At 36.5% G+C, this 18,365-nt stretch carries 13 protein-coding genes and 1 tRNA gene; 6 read left to right on the plus strand and 8 right to left on the minus strand.

Annotation, left to right across the window (positions count from 1 at the left end; genetic code table 11):
• Positions 1 to 17: 17 nt before the first annotated feature.
• The 3 genes from CGC47_RS05285 to CGC47_RS05295 all read right to left on the minus strand — a co-directional run bounded on the left by CGC47_RS05285 (position 18) and on the right by CGC47_RS05295 (position 6,621).
• Entirely contained in the window at positions 18 to 1,862 is a 1,845-nt protein-coding gene (locus CGC47_RS05285; protein WP_198537287.1) for a SusD/RagB family nutrient-binding outer membrane lipoprotein, read from the minus strand.
• A gap of 20 nt (positions 1,863 to 1,882) precedes the next feature.
• Positions 1,883 to 5,284, minus strand: coding sequence for a SusC/RagA family TonB-linked outer membrane protein (locus tag CGC47_RS05290; RefSeq protein ID WP_095900088.1), 3,402 nt, complete (start codon positions 5,282 to 5,284; stop codon positions 1,883 to 1,885).
• Between the two features lie 179 nt (positions 5,285 to 5,463).
• Entirely contained in the window at positions 5,464 to 6,621 is a 1,158-nt protein-coding gene (locus CGC47_RS05295; protein WP_095900089.1) for a THUMP domain-containing class I SAM-dependent RNA methyltransferase, read from the minus strand.
• Between the two features lie 460 nt (positions 6,622 to 7,081).
• Here CGC47_RS05295 and CGC47_RS05300 point away from each other — a divergent pair, with 460 nt between their 5' ends.
• Positions 7,082 to 7,774, plus strand: coding sequence for a ZIP family metal transporter (locus CGC47_RS05300; protein ID WP_041999392.1), 693 nt, complete (start codon positions 7,082 to 7,084; stop codon positions 7,772 to 7,774).
• Between the two features lie 11 nt (positions 7,775 to 7,785).
• A complete protein-coding gene (locus tag CGC47_RS05305; protein ID WP_013998051.1) occupies positions 7,786 to 8,223 on the plus strand; it encodes a DUF4268 domain-containing protein in 438 nt (145 codons plus the stop codon).
• Here the strand turns inward: CGC47_RS05305 and thrA are convergent.
• The 3 genes from thrA to CGC47_RS05320 all read right to left on the minus strand — a co-directional run bounded on the left by thrA (position 8,218) and on the right by CGC47_RS05320 (position 13,014).
• Complete coding sequence (gene thrA, locus CGC47_RS05310) at positions 8,218 to 10,635, minus strand: bifunctional aspartate kinase/homoserine dehydrogenase I (protein ID WP_041999395.1); 2,418 nt, start codon at positions 10,633 to 10,635, stop codon at positions 8,218 to 8,220. The genes CGC47_RS05305 and thrA overlap by 6 nt on opposite strands.
• Before the next feature lie 11 nt (positions 10,636 to 10,646).
• The gene (locus CGC47_RS05315) at positions 10,647 to 11,612 is read right to left on the minus strand and encodes an alpha/beta fold hydrolase (RefSeq protein WP_041999398.1); all 966 of its coding nucleotides are present in this window, start codon (positions 11,610 to 11,612) and stop codon (positions 10,647 to 10,649) included.
• Between the two features lie 127 nt (positions 11,613 to 11,739).
• Positions 11,740 to 13,014, minus strand: a complete 1,275-nt coding sequence (locus CGC47_RS05320) for an O-acetylhomoserine aminocarboxypropyltransferase/cysteine synthase family protein (protein WP_041999401.1) — start codon at positions 13,012 to 13,014, stop codon at positions 11,740 to 11,742.
• A gap of 446 nt (positions 13,015 to 13,460) precedes the next feature.
• Here CGC47_RS05320 and CGC47_RS05325 point away from each other — a divergent pair, with 446 nt between their 5' ends.
• A complete protein-coding gene (locus tag CGC47_RS05325) occupies positions 13,461 to 14,411 on the plus strand; it encodes an NAD(P)H-dependent flavin oxidoreductase (RefSeq protein ID WP_041999404.1) in 951 nt (316 codons plus the stop codon).
• Between the two features lie 106 nt (positions 14,412 to 14,517).
• Here the strand turns inward: CGC47_RS05325 and CGC47_RS05330 are convergent.
• Together CGC47_RS05330 and CGC47_RS05335 are read right to left on the minus strand one after the other, a co-directional pair.
• A tRNA-Asp gene (locus tag CGC47_RS05330) sits at positions 14,518 to 14,591 on the minus strand.
• A gap of 150 nt (positions 14,592 to 14,741) precedes the next feature.
• Positions 14,742 to 15,251 carry a hypothetical protein gene (locus CGC47_RS05335; RefSeq protein WP_157908816.1) on the minus strand — a complete coding sequence of 170 codons (510 nt, stop codon included), beginning with the start codon at positions 15,249 to 15,251 and terminating at the stop codon, positions 14,742 to 14,744.
• A gap of 121 nt (positions 15,252 to 15,372) precedes the next feature.
• On the opposite strand from CGC47_RS05335, the gene hflX reads away from it, so the two are divergent.
• The 3 genes from hflX to CGC47_RS05350 all read left to right on the plus strand — a co-directional run bounded on the left by hflX (position 15,373) and on the right by CGC47_RS05350 (position 18,314).
• On the plus strand, positions 15,373 to 16,599 hold the full coding sequence (gene hflX / locus CGC47_RS05340) for a GTPase HflX (RefSeq protein WP_095900376.1): 1,227 nt from the start codon (positions 15,373 to 15,375) through the stop codon (positions 16,597 to 16,599).
• 2 nt (positions 16,600 to 16,601) lie between these two features.
• The gene (locus tag CGC47_RS10975; RefSeq protein ID WP_041985440.1) at positions 16,602 to 17,024 is read left to right on the plus strand and encodes a YkvA family protein; all 423 of its coding nucleotides are present in this window, start codon (positions 16,602 to 16,604) and stop codon (positions 17,022 to 17,024) included.
• A 69-nt stretch (positions 17,025 to 17,093) separates the two neighbouring features.
• Entirely contained in the window at positions 17,094 to 18,314 is a 1,221-nt protein-coding gene (locus tag CGC47_RS05350; RefSeq protein WP_041999413.1) for an aminotransferase class V-fold PLP-dependent enzyme, read from the plus strand.
• The last annotated feature ends 51 nt before the right edge of the window (positions 18,315 to 18,365 follow it).

The following is an 18,365-nucleotide window of genomic DNA, read 5'->3' on the forward strand; positions in this document are numbered from 1 at the left end:
ATTTACTACAAAGTGGATTATTTTTTATCCCACCATATTCTTCCTTCTGTATGATTTACCAAAGCTCCATAATCTGGATCTTTTTTCAGATTTTCAATAGCAGCTTCATAATTACTGATATTTTCGGCGTTTGGAACCGGTAAAACCGCTCTTCGGATTATTTGCAAAGGAGAACCTGCTTTGGTTAGTGATTCAAAATAAGCTACACCGTTGTCAGGAACTGGATCATCTTTAAAATTAGGCAAACCTGTTCTTTTCCAAGTAGCCCACATCTCTTCAGGACGCATAAACAAATTCACCCATTGTTGAGAAATAATTTTCTCTAAGCTAACACTCTGAAATTCAGGCTTCGCTAAATATGCGTCTATTTTACTATCCGTAATAGGGTTAAAGTTATCACTGTTTGAATTCATTGCTGAAGGTACTGCCATTTTCACAGCCCAAGATTGATATTGTTGCATAGAGGCTCTGATACCATCTTTAAACCAATCCAAATCGGTTTTACCTCCTATGCTTCCTCCTCCTTTATGAGCTATTTCAGCCATCATTAAGCATACTTCAGGATAGGTGATAAGTGGTGTAAAGAGACTTATACTTGTCTGTGCTACATCATAAGCATCATCTTCCTTATCACGCGCAGTTACTTGATTACCTACCTTACCTCCGTTTTTAACAAAGAAACGACTCTCTATTTGGCTATTATGGCGTACAGTAAACGTTTCAGTTGCTGTTTTCCCTTCAGGAATATACTCAAAGGTATAATAAGAGTTTCTTGACCAATCGGTACTAGTACTATCAGGATTGGCAGACATTCCAAAGTAACGTTCTGAAATTTTTTGAAATTTCGGTTTAGAAGCATAGTCAGGGAAATATTTTTTCAAATCCTCTGCTATCTTATCATTTCCTTTATTGTTATTCCCTTTACCAAAACCATTTCTACGAACCAACAAAGGCAAACGAGGATCATCATAAGTTTTTAAGAAATTAACAAATGATCGAGAAGCGCAATACTGATAGGTCAAAATTTGCATATCATCCGTATTATCATTATGTTCATTCGGATGATTATATACACAAGACTCTGCATTACTAGAAATAATACCTCCTGAATTTAGAGCATCGGCTATAGTAGCTGTATAAAAAGCATTATCTGCTTTTTCAAGACGTTGAGCCATTTTTATACGCAAAGTATTACCAAACTTAATCCAGTTTGATATGTTTCCTTGGTAAAAATAATCATTTCTTCCCAATTCAAACTGATTAGTTACAGAAGGCGATTGTAATATAGCAACATTATCCTTAACTTTTTTATCAAACACTTTATACAAGGGAGTGCCGTTCAAATCTTGTTGATATAAATCATAACGAGGTTTTGAAATGCCTTCAGTAGCTAACTTAAAAGCTTCGGTATAAGGAGCCGCTCCATAAACATCGTACATAAGCCACGCTTGATACGTTTCTAAAATATTAGCTATGGCAGCTAAATGTTGAAAACGATCTTTATCCTTATTAGAAGGGATTACGGTCTCTGTCAAGTAACGCAAACGAAGTCCTATTTGATGAAAATAATCTTGATAATAAGGCACATAGTAAGAAGGGCGACCTGTTGCTGTCCCGTCATAATATACTCCTGATTGAGGACCTTCATAAAAGACTATATACTGCATAGCCTGCATAACTCCTTGGTATTTACCCATCAAATGTTGCCGACTACGATTATTAAAATTCTCTGTTGCCCCAGTAAAAACATTACGAGGGTCGGTATTTCCAAGCAACTCAGGGTCAGTATTTAATTCTTGATAATCTTTCAAACAACCTGAAAGCATTCCGAGCATTAATACCCCAAAAAATGTATATTTCATTTTTTTCATATTCGTAAATTTTAGAAACGTAAAGTTAAATTAAAAGAATAAGTTCTGTGGAATGGAGCTCCCCCGATATCCATTGGAGTCAATGGATTATTACTTGAAACAGATTCTGGATTTAATCCGTCAGTTAACTTATTCATTAAGTAGCCTAAATTTCGAGCAGTTACCCCTAAACGAAGATAATTTGCTCCAAATTTTTTACAGATATCTTCAGGAAGACGATACCCCAATGTAATTTCTCTTAACATCAACCAAGTATTATCTTGAATATTCAACTCATTAGGTCCTCCCCAGCCATAGTTGAACATATAATAAGAAGTGGCCATCATTGGCATAATACCTGCCTCTAAAGCTTCTGCATAAGTTTTACCACCGACCTCTATTTGTTTTGAAGGATCACTTGCCGAAGGCACTTTAGCACCTTCATCAAAAACAGCATCTAACATAATAGCATCATATACAGTTTCTCCTTTATAATTTTTTCGAGGAATACCACCAAACTCACGATCTCTTCCTCTTAAAGTAGACTCCGCTGATCCTCTTCCTGTTGCATACTTATGAGTATGTGAGAAAAAATTACCCCCAAAACGTCCATCTACTAGAGCATAAAAATCAAAATTTTTGTAAGAGAAAGAAGTATTTAAACTTAGGTAAAAATCAGCCTCAACCTTTCCTAAAACTACCCTTTCTGGTTTACCCTTATCTTGATTTGTTACATAGCCATAAGCATATACTGGATTAGGACTACCATAACGCCCTATATAAGTAATTACAGGTTTACCATTCCTTGGATCATTCGCATTATCAGGGTTATTGAATCTGTATATAGCTGAGCCACTAGCTGAGTTATAAATAGTAGTAATCACTCCATAATCACCTCCTTCGTAAGCCCAGATTTCAGGACCAGCATCATACCCGTCGAGCAATTTCCATTCTTTCACATTATCGTGTAGTTTCACTACCTTACCCTTGTTTTTAGTAAAGTTAGCCCCTAATGTCCAACGAAAATCTTTAGTGCGGATTGGTGTTCCTTCCAACTGAACCTCAATACCTTGATTTTGAATATTACCTGCATTAATAAGCTGGCTTGTTGCTCCTGCTTCAGCTACAGCTCCAATAGAAAGGATTTGATTTCTAGTATTGGTCTTATAATAAGTAAAATCTAAGTTCAAACGTTCATTAAAGAAACGCAAGTCTGTACCTACCTCAATAGAGCGTTGAATTTCAGGTTTCAAATCAGCATTCCAAGCTGTACCTAAGTTCGGATTAGCCACCAAAACACTATTTCGATTGGGGTCAAATTGAGAGGATTGTGAGAAAACTCCAAAACCACGTGTAGTAGCATAAGCACTAGTTCCTAAACCTACTTCTGCTATTGAAGCACGAATTTTTCCAAAAGAAAACCATTCAGGCATATTGAACGACTCAGTAAATACATACGAAGCATTTACAGAAGGATAGAATACGGAATAGTTATTTTTACCCAAATTCATATATGTAGGATACGTGAGGGTAGATAGCCAATCGTTTCTACCTGTGATTTCCAAAAACAACTGATCTCTCCATCCGAAATTTAATATTCCAGAAAGTCCGAAAGTTTGGTTATTTCTTGGGGTATATGTAAAATTAGGAATTATGGTTTCAGCAGAGTTAGAAAATGCGAATACACCAGGGACCACCAATCCTCCTTTGGTAGATTTACTCCAAGAATGTGACTCTAAGTTCCCATACAACTCAGCAGCTACAATAGCATCAAAAGTAAATTCCTCCCCTGCTATGTTAAACTTATTGTCATTGGATTGAAGCATCCCTAATATGTTATATGACCCAGAGTTATTCCCACCTCTGCTATAACTACCTGTACGAGTAGGACCATAATCAACCCCTGTTCCGTAGGTTTTATCTAAGGTTGATATGCCATAGTAGTTATAATTCCCTTTAACACTTGCCGTGAGCCAAGGAGCTATTTCTGCTCGAAGAGTCAAGTTAGTTAACAATGAATTTTCATATCTTTTTCTAAGATTTAAATCTCTATCGTGTAAATACCCTCTTAGGGTACCCCAAGGTGAATTAGTCTCAACGGCATGAGTAACTGGGTCACGATAAATTGCTTGATAAGTTGCCATATCAAAGTTACGAGGAGTATAGTAAGTACTCATCATTGGTAAATTACCACCATAGTTCCAAGCCCCTTGATTACCTCCGTTTTGAGCACTTGAAAAGGCATAGTTAACACCAGCTTCAACAGAGAAAACATTGTTAAGCTTCATCAAACCTTTGAAGGCTAGTGTATTCCTATTAAAGTTATTTCGTGCAAATACACCATTATTATCGGCATAAGAATATGACAAACGAAAAGAAGAAGTTTCTCCACCTCCATTTATAGCAATATTATGTTGTATGTTTATAGGACTTTGGTACAATGCCCTCCAGTTATTAGGGTGTGGAACAAAAGGAGTAGCTTTACCGTGAGGCATATATTGGTTTACTAGCTGCCCTTCCATTTTTGGACCAAAACTAAGAGCAACTCGGGTCAAAGAACCATCACCTAAAAAACCTCCTTCATATCCATTATGAGGATATCCTGCTCCATAAACGTTCTGAAGTGCGATAGGAGATTTATAAATATCCCCCATTTCAACAGAATGAGACATCTCTATCCCAAGCCCTTGTTTACCAAATTTACCTCCTTTTGAAACAATTACAATAGCACCATTAGCTCCACGAGAACCATACAAAGCTGTGGCAGCAGCACCTTTCAATACCGTTATGCTCTCATAGTCTGCAGGGTTTAAGTTTTTAAGCTGAGACCCCCAGTCTGTTCCTGAAAGCGCTCCAGTAACCGCCTCTTGGATAATCATCCCATCTATGACGAAAATCGGAGAGTTGTTTTTATCAATAGACTTGGCACCACGAATGGTAATTCCAGAACTTGAAGTTACCCCTGAAGACCCTACCGTATTGATAGCAACCCCAGCCACTTTACCTTGTAAAGCATTAACAGGGTTTACCACATTCAAACGCCCAATCTCAGCAACATCTACTTTGGTAGTTGCGTACCCCACCGAACGAGCTTGTTTGTTAACCCCTAAAGCCGTAACCACAACCTCGCCAAGTTGCTCAGTTTCTTCCTTTAAAACAACATCCATTTTTGACCCTGTAACTTTTTTAGTTTGGGTAGCAAAGCCAATATATGAGAATTCAAGTACATCTCCTTGGTTGGCTTGCAGGGAATATTTCCCATCAAAATCAGTGGAAACTCCCTTTGAGGTATTTTTAACCACCACACTCACTCCTGGAAGCGGCATCCCCGACTCATCGGTTACCTGACCACTTACCATACGCACTTGTGCTAAAACGGACTGCATAAACACTCCCATAACAAGCATAAGTGCAACTAATAATTTTCTTTTCATACACTATCAAGTTAGTTAATACTAAATTTTATTAAAGGCAAAGATAATAAAGTTTTCATTTGTTTATATTTTTTTAACATAAATGCGTTTCTTGCAATACATAAGGCATTACATTGGGTAAAAACTACTTTTAAACTGAATTCAAACAAAAATTATTAAAAAATCTTTTGTTTTTTAGATTAAAATCGGTTCTTATTTTTAGCTCCTTCATACATTTTGTAATTCAAAAAGCGACTTTCCAACTTTCCATTAAAGAGTTTTATCTTACGTGAGGGACGAAGCCCAACATATTTGATCGCTTCCAAATTAGAAGTAATAAACCAAGCATCCGTGTTAGGGTAACCATTTTTCAAAGTATTGCCAAGTGTTTCGTAGAATTTAGGGATATCTACTTGCAAACGTTCTCCATAAGGCGGATTAAAAACCATATGTAACTTTCTTTGTTTATCTTGTTTTTGGGTTTCAAAAAAGTTCTTTTGTACTACCTCTATATAATCAGAAAGACTGGCATTCTTCAAATTATCCTTAGCTTTAACCACCGCCGAAGGTGCCTTGTCGTATCCTAAAATCTGATAGTGAAATTCTTTTGTTTTTTTAAGGCAACTCTCAAAAATCGTATCAAACAAATCAGCATCAAAATCTTTCCATTTTTCAAAGGCAAATTCTTTTCTATGAATATTAGCTGGAATATTACAAGCTATCATCGCTGCTTCAATAAGTAGTGTTCCGCTCCCACACATCGGGTCTAGAAAATCACATTGCCCTTCCCAGCCACTCATCATAAGCATACCCGCCGCCAAAACCTCGTTAATCGGAGCAATATTGGTCGCTGAACGATATCCGCGATGGTGTAACGACTCACCAGAGCTATCTAATGAAATAATTACATCGTTTTTTTGAATATGAATATGTATTTGCAAGTCCGGATGCAACACATCCACACTGGGTCGCCTACCTTGTTGAGCCCGAAATTTATCTACTATAGCATCCTTAGCCCGAAGTGCAACATATTGCGAATGATTAAAAAGCTCCGTCTGTAGTGTAGCTGTAATGGCAAAGGTTTGATTCACTTCTAAGAAAGAATACCAATGAAAATCATATATTTTTCGGTAGTAATCGTGTTCATTTCGAATTTTAAACTGAGTTATTGGCTTCAATATTTTTAAAGCGGTACGTAAAGACAAATTGGCTTTATACATAAAGCCTTTATCACCTTCAAACGACACACTGCGTACACCTTTTTGCACATTTACCGCTCCTATTTTTTTGAGTTCTGTAGCCAAAACATCTTCAAAACCGAAAAATGTTTTTGCAACCATAGAAAAATTCTGCTTCATAAATAGAATATAATTTTTTTGAATTTATCATTTATTTTCATATTTGTACTTTTGTCTTGAAACAAAAGTACCAAAAATTCAAGGCTGTGGATACTCCGCTAAAAATCAAATCATTTCGCTGAAAACCTCCAAACTCGCTAACGCTCAAACAGTGGAGATTTTCTACGCTCCATTCATTGATTTTCTTAACGCTTCGTCTCCAATGCCAGTAAAATTGTGACAACAAAAAATTCAAAATCAAGGCTTAACTACAAAATCAAATATGTATTTAAGTGATGACCCTATAATTTTTTTACGATTTACAAAATTAGACAATAAATTTTTTGAAACTCTCAATTATCCTAGCTATTTTTCAAAATGTACTTTATACTATTGTCTTTCTATGCTTTTTATTGTATTTTTGCACACTGTTTTTCTTTTTAGAAAACCCTGTTTTTCAGTTTATTATTAAAAGTCAAAAATGAATTATATTTTACCTTTTTCTGCCGTGGTTATTGGCTTTTTATTAGCCGTATTTTTCAAACCCAAAGAAAACAAATACGTAAAGCTATTACTCTCTTTTAGTGGGGCTTATCTTTTAGGACTTACCGTTTTCACGCTACTACCAGAGGTTTATCACTTACACGGCGAACACAACCATAACGCTTTAAAACACACTGGTACCTTTATCCTTTTAGGGATTTTGTTGCAAATTGTATTAGAATTTTTCTCACAAGGTGCTGAGCACGGTCACATTCACACACATTCGCATACTCAAAAATCCTTCCCTATAGCGCTTTTCATTAGTTTAAGCACTCACTCACTTTTAGAAGGATTTCCCCTAACTCACAGCCACGAATTGGTGTACGGAATTTTCGTACATAAATTACCTATTGCTTTCGTTTTGAGTGCTTTTTTCATCAATACAGGAGTCTCAAAATTAAAAACAGCTGGGTTTTTATTTCTCTTTGGGTTAATGACCCCTCTTGGAACATTTTTGAGCGATTATGTTCCGTTTTTAGCCAACTACCACACCGAACTTTCGGCAATGGTTATCGGTATTTTTCTACACATTTCAACAATGATTCTTTTTGAAAGTGCTGAAGGACATAAATTTAACAGTTTTAAAATGATGAGTATCCTTTTAGGATTTCTAATTGCTTATTTTACGTAAAAAACCAAAGTATGTTTTCAAAACAAGAATCGAAACAATTACGAGAAACTTTTTGGATTTCCTTCGGGAAGTCTTTCCCTCGAAAATGGATACTTTACGATACGAAAATTAAAGATTTCAGCTTCAAATTTTATTTCGACACCAAAAAAGCAATGGTTGTTCTTGACATTGAAGATGATAACCTTGAAAACCGTATCTTTTACTACGAAAAATTAGTAGCTCTAAAAAACATATTATTGACGGATTTCCTCCCTCAAGCCGTTTTTGAAGATTCTTGTATTCTAGACAATGAGAAGGAAATCAGCCGAATATCTGTACTTAAAGAAAATGTTTCCATTCACAATAAAAACACTTGGCGTGAAACGATGGAATTTTTCTATGAAACGATGGATAAGTTTGAAGCTTTTTGGTTTGAATATGAAGACTATATAAAGGAAAAGGAACTATAAAGTTCCTCTTTCCACCAGTCGTAATATATCTCCGAATATGCCTCGTGCTGTTACGGCGGCTCCAGCTCCAGCTCCTTGAATTACGATAGGGTGATTTCCGTATGATTCGGTATAAATCTCAAAAATAGAATCGGCCCCCTTTACCTGCCCCAACGCACTTTCTTTCGGAACGGAAACTAACTTCACTTCAAGACGAGAAGTTTGAGTTTGACTTAAATTTCCGTGCAGGTCACCCACATATCTCAAAACGTGATTAGGTTCTTGATTCCGTTTAATCTTCTGAAATTCAACATCAAATTCATTCAACCGAGATAAAAAATCAGCTACGCTTCCTTGACGTAAATGCTCTGGAATTAAATTTTGGATAGTTATTTCATCAAATTCATTCTCCAAATCCAGTTCACGTGCCAGAATAAGTAATTTTCGCCCGACGTCATTTCCACAAAGGTCTTCACGTGGGTCAGGCTCGGTATAGCCACTATCGATGGCGGTTTGAAGCACCTGACTGAAAGGTTGGTCGCTGTCCGAAAACGTATTGAACAGATAGCTAAGTGTTCCAGAAAATATTCCCTTAATACGTGTAATGTTTTCTCCAGAGAGATGCAGTAATTTAATGGTGTCAATCAACGGAAGCCCTGCTCCAACATTGGTTTCATACAAGTATTGCTTTTGATTATCTCTAAGTACTTGTCTTAATTTCTGATAGAAATCATACGAAACCGTATTGGCTATTTTATTTGCTGAAACTAAGTCAAATCCATTCTCAATGAGCGGAATATAATTTTCTACAAATGTTTTACTTGCAGTTGCATCTACCGCAATTAAATTTTCAAGATGATGTTTTTTAACAAAATTGAAGATGTCTTCCAGTTGATATTGTTTACCGAGAGTTTCAAAATTTTGATATTCATCAGAAGTAATTCCCTTCGGATTGAAAAGACATTGGCTCGAATTTGCTACTGTAACAATTCGCAAACTAATGTTCTTTCTTGACAATATAGACTCTTGAGCGTCAAATATTTGCTTCACAAGTGTTCCGCCTACGGTTCCTCTTCCGAAAATTACCAAATTCACTCGTTTTGAAATTGAAAAAATTTCACCGTGGATAACATTTAAAGCCTTCTGTAACTGATGATTATACACTACCACGCTCACATTATTTCCAGTGACAGCATTATTGATTAAAAGTGGGGTTATTTGATTACGAATCAACGCATTGTAAGGCTTATGAAAAGTTGCCATATCTTGCCCCACGATAGAAATTACTCCCACATTTTTCACCACAGAAACTTCACTTACATCTTTGGTATAAAAGTCGGACTCGAACTCTTCCTCCAAAGCTTTTTTGGCTTTTTCAGCATCTTGATTTGCCACCAAAAAACCAATTCCACGCTCCGACGAACCCTGAGAAATGATGCTCACACTGATATTGCGTTGTGCTAAAGCCCTGAAAATCCGAGCATCAACCCCAACCTGTCCCAGCAATCCTCTTCCTTCGAGAATTACCAACGCATTTCCTTCCAAAACCGATAACGAACGTATGCCCTTTTCAGCAGTTTGCGAATGAATCAATGTTCCAGCATCATCAGCGTTAAACGTGTTGAGAATACGAAGTGGAATATCTTTGGAAATCAACGGAATAATTGTTTTGGCGTGTAGAATCGTGGCACCAAAATTTGCTAATTCATTGGCTTCCTGATAGGATAAATGGCGAATGATTTGAGCCTCCGAAACCCAATCAGGATTAGCCGTATATATCCCGTTCACGTGTGTAAAGTTCTGTAATTCTTCCGCTTGGAGAAAATTCGCAAATAAAGCCGCCGAATAATTGCTTCCGTTACGTCCTAAAGTAGTGGTTTCGCCCTTTTCGGTTGCTGCGATAAATCCAGTGACTACCGCAACTGCTCTCTTAGGAAGTTGCTCAAAAAAAGTTTGGGTTTTCTGCTGAGAAATTGCCTCCTTTACTTGGGCATTTCCAAAATGGTCGTCGCTTACCAGAAGTTTTCTACTATCTACAAAAACAGCGTTAATTCCTCTCTTTTCAAGAAGATAAGTAACCAATTTTGCCGAAATGATTTCGCCTTGAGCCACGATTTGGTCTTTGATTTTATCGCTGTAATCTCCTAAAAGTGACACCCCTTCAAAAAGTTTTTCAAGTAAGGCAAATTCCTCTGGAAAATCCAAATCATAGGCTTTTTGATAGGTTTTAAAATCTTCAAAAATAGGAAGATATGACTCTCCTGAGGTGGCTTTTTCCAATATCGCTAACAAATCATCTGTGGCATTTCCTCGTGCTGAAACTACCAAAGCAATATGTTCGCCTTTGTTTATTTTTTGTTCGACGATTTCAAGCACGGTTTCCAGCCCCTTGCCGTTAGCCAATGATTTTCCTCCAAATTTTAATATTTTCATTGTATTGATTCTTAAATTATAGTTCTTAAAATTTTATCTAACTGCTGATATTCAATCAAAAACGCATCGTGTCCGTGAATGGAATCGATTTCGTGATAGGTGGCTTTCTTACCCATTTTCTGTAAAACAGCGTAAGTCTGCCGATTTTCCTCAGGAACAAAGTACAAATCTGAATTTGTGCCAATAATGTGAATTTCTGTCTGAACGTCTTTCATTACACTTTCAAAACTCGTTCTTCCTTCAGCGATATCAATTGTTTTTACCAACTGATTCATAAGCTTATAGGCGGAAAGTGTGAAACGTTTTTCCAATTTTTCACCGTGATGCAAAAGCCAAGTTTCTACATTACGAAGCGGTAGTTTCTCAAAATTAAAACTACGTTCAAACTTCATTTTGAAGGATTGAGGAGAACGATAACAAAGCATTGCGTGTAAACGAGCGTCGTGCAGTGGGTTGGCTGAATTTTGTAAAATAGACTCCTGAATGAGACTATTTGCAATAATCCAATCCGATGATTTCCAGTCGGTTGCTACTGCTATCAAATGACTGAACAAATTGGGGACAAGAGCAATCATTTCCCAAGCGATGCCTCCACCCACTGAATTCCCGACAAGAGCAAAAACTTGTTCAATATGTAACGATTTCAGTCCCAGTAAAAAAAGTCGAGCCACATCACGTGCTATCCACTCTTTTGGATTTTCAATAAAAAATGAATTTTTATACCCGTTACCTGGAATATCAAAAACCAAAACACTATACTGCTGAGTATCAATAGGTCTCCCCTTGCCTACGGCCTCGTTCCACCAACCATTTTCGCCCGTAACTTGCGAATTTCCTGTAAGTGCGTGATTGACCACTATTAGAGGGGCTTCTCCTAATTTTTTTCCAAAAACTTGATACTGCAAGTGAATTTTCGGATATTTCCCTCCCGAAAGCGTTTCAAAATTCGATATTTCTATGTAAGGAAGGCTTGACATTTTTTAATTTTTAGATTTCATACACTAATGAATACTTTTTCAACTGAATTTCTGTCGGTTACAAAACTTTCAAGCAAAAAATCTATATTTTGACATCAGAAATACAACTGATAACCAACAACTAACACTAATTACTTGTAAAAGCAGCCTTTAAATCAGCTTTTAAATCTTCGATATCTTCCAAACCTACAGAAAGACGAATCAAATCAGGGGTTACTCCCGTTAATCGTTGTGATTCTTCGCTAAGTTGCTGATGTGTAGTACTTGCAGGATGAATTATCAGCGATTTGGTATCACCTAAATTCGCCAAAAGAGAAATGATTTTAACATTATCCACCGTTTTTTTCGCTCCTTCATACCCTGATTTCAATCCAAAAGTTAGCAAACCACTTTGTCCGTTAGGTAAATACTTGTCTGCTAAAGATTTATATGAACTATTTTCCAAACCTGGATAATTTACCCAAGCTACTTCGGGTTGCTGTGAAAGCCATTTTGCCAAAGCTAAAGTATTTTCGCTATGTCGTTTTATTCTGATTTCCAGCGTTTCCAAACCTTGAAGAATTTGAAAAGCGTTAAACGGGCTAAGTGCAGCTCCAAAATCACGAAGCCCCTCAATTCTCACCTTAGCGATGAAAGCCAAGTTTCCTAAGGCTTCGTGCAAAACTAATCCGTGATAACCTGCTGAAGGTTCGGTAAATTCAGGAAATTTTCCGCTACTCCAATCAAAGTTTCCACCATCAATGATAGCTCCACCAAGTGCCGTTCCATTTCCAGCAATATACTTTGTTAATGAATGGATTACAATATTCGCTCCATATTTAATCGGATTAAGTAAAGCAGGAGATGCTACTGTATTATCAGCAATTAGCGGAATATTATACTTTTGAGCGATTTTGGCAATAGCTTCAATATCAAGCACATCTAATTTTGGATTTCCCAATGTTTCGATAAAAATACATTTGGTATTTTCCTGAATTGCTTTTTCAAAATTTTGCGGATTTTGTGGGTCAACAAAAGTGGTCGTAATGCCCAATCGTGGCAACGTAACATTCAACAAATTGTAGGTTCCTCCGTATAAACTATTAGACGAAACGATATGGTCACCTACCCGTAATAGGGTTAAAAATGTAGTAGAAAGGGCCGCCGTTCCTGATGCGGTAACTACTGCCCCAACACCTCCTTCTAAGGCTGCCAAACGTTGCTCCAAAATATCGTTAGTAGGATTGTTCAATCGGGTATAGATATATCCTGCTTCCGAAAGATTGAATCGGGCAGCAGCTTGATCGCTATTTTCAAAAACATACGAAACGGTTTGATAAATCGGGATAGCTCTGTTTCCACCGTGTTGTTTAACATCATATCCTGCGTGTAGTGCCTGTGTAGCTGGTTTAAATTTACTCATAATTTCTTCTTTTTTACAATTTATAATTAACTAAGATTTTTCTATTTCTTTGATACAAAAAAAACCTCTACATAAGCAGAGGTTTTATTCGAATTTTATATTTCACTTTACAAAACGAATAACTCTGCCGAATTTTCTCCGCACATCATCATAGACATCATTTTAAAAGTATATTTTTTCATTACATCAATTTTTAACGGTGCAAATATAAACACTTTTCCATATTAAACAAAAAATAATTCTATATTTTTTTTTATTTTTAAAAATATTTTTCAAAAACAAACAGCGCTAAAAACAAAAGCAAAATACAAAAATAAAATCGTAACATATTGATTTTTATAATTTTATTTATCAAACAAATAATCTTAAACAATCGCTATCTAACGCAAAAAAAATCACCCAAAAAAAGCTATTTTTGTATCAAATTTTTCTTTCAACAATCAAGTATGAACAATAATGTAACCAAATTATTCCATATTAAATATCCTATCATTCAAGGAGGAATGGTATGGGCAAGCGGTTGGAAATTAGCCTCTGCGGTGAGTAATGCTGGAGGTTTAGGGCTTTTAGGAGCAGGTTCGATGTACCCAGAAGTTCTTCGAGAACATATCAGAAAATGCCGAATTGCCACTAATAAGCCTTTTGGGGTAAACATACCGCTAATGTATCCGAACATCGAACAACTGATAGCTACCATTTTAGAAGAAAAAGTACCTATTGTATTTACTTCAGCTGGAAATCCTAACACTTGGACTTCCCTATTGAAAAAAGAAGGTATTAAAGTAGCTCACGTGGTAAGCAGTTCAAAATTTGCCATAAAAGCCCAAAACGCAGGGGTAGATGCCGTTGTAACAGAAGGATTTGAAGCGGGCGGACATAACGGAAGAGAAGAAACCACTACTTTAGTACTTATTCCCTCTGTAAAACAACACATTAACATTCCTATTATTGCAGCAGGAGGTATTGCTACAGGCAGAGGAATGCTCGCCGCAATGGCATTGGGAGCAGAGGGCGTTCAAATCGGCAGCCGATTTGTAGCTACGCACGAAGCCTCAGCTCATATTAACTTCAAAAATAAAGTTATCGAAGCCCAAGAAGGAGATACCCACCTTACACTGAAAGAACTAGCACCTGTAAGACTATTAAAAAACAAATTCTATCAGGAGCTTGAAGCTATGTATGAAAACAAAAATAATTCACCAGAGGCATTTCGTACTTTTTTAGGAAAAGGGAGAACTAAAAAAGGAATGTTCGAAGGTGATTTAGAAGCTGGTGAATTGGAAATCGGGCAAATTGCGTCGGTTATTCATAAAATACAATCTGTTTCAGAGATTTTTGAAGAAATCATCACAGAATTTGAATCAGCGCGTAAAGATTTGGCTTCCATAAACTTCTAAAAGATATAAAAGCAAAAAAGCTTTCCTTAAGGGAAAGCTTTCATTGGTTTAACTATAAACCTGTGTAAAAGGTATTTACACAAAACAACACAACTAAATTTTACCGCGGTCTGGACGGGACTCGAACCCGCGACCCCATGCGTGACAGGCATGTATTCTAACCAACTGAACTACCAGACCAATATTTGCTTATGAACATTTTGTTTCATCATTGCGGTTGCAAAGGTAGTACATTTTTGCAATTGTGCAAATTTTTTGATTAAAAAAATTCAAAATTTCTTCACTCAAAAAAACAAAACACTGAAAATGAACATCATTTATTTTTAAAAATCATCTTTTTTCAATATGCAAAATTTCTCTTTTGGCACCAACTTCTATTTCAAGAATGATTTTTTCTTCATCATTACTAAGAATATTCACTTTTGAGAGATGAGTTATACCCGTTTTCGAGTACGGATTGAAAAATATATCCGATTCTTTGACCAACATTTGTTGGCGATATATCCAATTCATCTGCCAAACCTCATAATGGTGCATAAATATTTTCATTGTATAATTGGTGCTTTCCACATTTTTTTGAAAACTGAATTGATATTGTGACCACCAATAATGAAACAACACCCAATGCAACATACTAATAACCAAAAACATAAAAAACTTCAATCGTTTTTTAAGCAGAAAAATAAGACTTCCTAAACCAGCAATTACCCAAAATAAAACCAAGACAATCAAATAATTATTATAGAAAATCATTTCTATCTTGAAGACAGCATTCAGAAAGAATTCTAAAAAACTCAACATCGGGACACCCCAACCTATGGTCAGAAATAAAATTCGCAAAAAACGTATCATCTTAAGCAAAATACTCATTAATCAAATGATTTATAGGCACAAATATACTTTTTTTCCTTACAGAAAAAATTATTTTGTTATTTTTGCAAACGAAACAATTAAGCATACTATGCTCGAACAGATAAATCTAAATTACGAAAAAGTGGTGTTGGTGGGAATCATCAACCAAATGCAAGACGAAGAAAAATCAAAAGAATACTTAGATGAATTAGAATTTCTTACCTATACAGCGGGTGGAGAAGTTTTACAACGATTTACTCAAAAGTTAGATGTTCCAAATCCGAAAACCTTTATAGGGACAGGAAAAATGGAAGAGGTTCAGCAATTCGTGGAAGAAAACGGAGTTGGGACTGTTATTTTTGATGATGAACTTTCTCCTGCACAGCAAAAAAATATTGAACGTATCTTGAAAGCCAAAATTTTAGACCGAACGGGGCTTATTTTGGATATATTCGCACAACGGGCTCAAACCAGCTATTCCCGAACCCAAGTGGAATTAGCTCAATATCAATATCTTTTACCTCGATTAACAGGACTTTGGACACACCTTGAACGCCAACGAGGAGGAATTGGTATGCGTGGACCTGGAGAAACAGAGATTGAAACTGACCGCCGTATCGTACGTGACCGTATCGCACTTTTGAAGAAAAAATTAGCAACCATCGACCGCCAAATGGCTGTACAACGAAGCAATCGTGGAGCGATGGTACGTGTGGCACTTATCGGATACACCAACGTTGGAAAATCTACCCTAATGAATGTAATTAGCAAAAGTGAAGTCTTCGCCGAAAACAAACTTTTCGCTACACTCGATACCACAGTACGAAAGGTAGTTATCGGAAATCTTCCTTTCTTACTATCTGATACTGTTGGTTTTATCCGAAAATTACCTACTCAACTTATCGAATCATTTAAAAGTACGTTAGATGAAGTTCGTGAAGCGGATTTACTACTTCATATTGTGGATATTTCGCATCCAAATTTTGAGGAACATATTCACTCAGTAAATCAAATTCTTTCAGAAATAAAAAGTGCAGACAAACCTACAATTATGGTTTTCAACAAAATAGACGCTTACAAACATCAAACTATTGCAGAAGATGACCTCATCACTGAACCTACCTCCAAACATTTTACATTGGAGCAGTGGAAACAGACGTGGATGAACAAAGTAGGCAACGATGTGCTTTTCATTTCGGCATTAAATAAGGATAATCTGGAGGAATTTCGCGAAAAAGTGTATGCTAAAGTGCGAGAAATACACATCACACGTTTTCCGTACAACAACTTCTTGTACCCAGAATTTATGGAAGATGACACAGAAACAGAAAACTAATTATGAAAGATAAAAAAGAAAAAATACTTGATAAATCACTGAAATTACTTCAAAAATTTTCTAAACAAAAAGTATCAGAGGAAGATTTAACCACCGCCGAAAGCAAATCGGTAAACTTAAAAGAAAAGGTAACCGATTTCAAACTGCTTTTATCAATGTTTAAAGACGGTATTTCGGGCGGATATCCCATTTCAAAAACTACTTTGGCTGTTTTAGCAGGAGTGATTCTATATGTGGTTTCGCCCATTGACACTATTCCTGATTTGTTTCCAATGATTGGCTGGACAGACGATATTACCGTAGTGATTTTTGTAGTAAATCGGCTTTCTCACGAAATTCAAAATTACAAAAAATGGCGGACGGCAACGGGCAAAAACCTTACGCCGCCTGAGAGCGAAAGTTTTGCTTTCAAAAAAGGCATTTAAAAACCATTACCTTCTAAACTTCATAAAGAGATAAATAATAATATAATTCTATATCTTTAGCATATAAATATGAAAACAATAAGTGCCATTAGAGCCGATTTTCCGATATTAGCACGTAAAGTAAACGGCTGTCCGCTGATTTATTTTGACAATGCCGCTACCTCGCAAACGCCTCTGCCTGTAATTAACACCATTGTGCATTATTATTCGCACCTGAATGCTAACATTCACAGGGGTGTACATACACTCAGCCAAGAAGCCACTGAGGCTTACGAAGCAGCTCGTGTGAAACTACAAAAACATTTTAATGCCCATAAATCTTGTGAAATAATTTTCACATCAGGCACCACACACAGCATCAATTTGGTTGCTAACGGATTTGCTAATATCTTGAAAAAAAGTGATGAAATTATTGTTTCAGCATCAGAGCATCATAGCAATATTGTGCCGTGGCAATTTGCCTGTAAGCATAGCGGAGCTTCATTGAAAGTGATTTCAATGGATATGGAAGGGCATTTAGACCTAAATCAATTCGAGCAATTACTAACTTCAAATACCAAGTTAGTATGTGTACAACACGTTTCAAATGCTTTGGGGAATATCCAACCCATTGAAAAAATCATCGCTTTGGCTAAAAAGGTAAATGCCGCAGTTTTGGTGGACGGAGCTCAAGCCTCGCCACACTTACAACCCGATGTTCAGGCTTTAGATGTTGATTTTTATACCGCTTCAGGGCATAAAATGTACGGACCTACAGGAGTTGGCATTTTGTACGGAAAAGAAGCGTGGCTGAGCAAACTTCCGCCCTATCAAGGAGGAGGCGAAATGATAAAAGAAGTAACTTTTGAAAATAGCACCTATGCCGAATTGCCTCATAAATTTGAAGCAGGTACACCTAACATCTGCGGAGGCATTGCCTTGGGCGCTGCCATTGACTATATGCACCAAATCGGGATGGAAAATATTGCTCGTCACGAACACGAACTTCTCAAGTATGCCACAGAAAAATTACAAAACATACCCGAAGTAATTTTCTACGGAACCTCTAATTTGAAAAACAAGACAGCTGTAATTTCATTCAATATCAAAGGAATACACCCTTATGATTTAGGCACATTGCTTGACAAACAAGGCATAGCCGTACGTACGGGTCATCATTGTACACAACCCATTATGAACTTCTATCAAATTCCTGGGACGGTACGCATTAGTTTTGCCTTTTACAATACCTTTGAAGAAATCGATCAGTTTATAGTCGCTTTACTGAAAGCAAAAAGTATGCTTTCGTAATAGAAAAGTTGAAATTATTCCGAATATAAATACTATTTTTGTCGCTAAATT

Source organism: Capnocytophaga canimorsus, from assembly GCF_002302565.1.
Taxonomy (GTDB): domain Bacteria; phylum Bacteroidota; class Bacteroidia; order Flavobacteriales; family Flavobacteriaceae; genus Capnocytophaga; species Capnocytophaga canimorsus.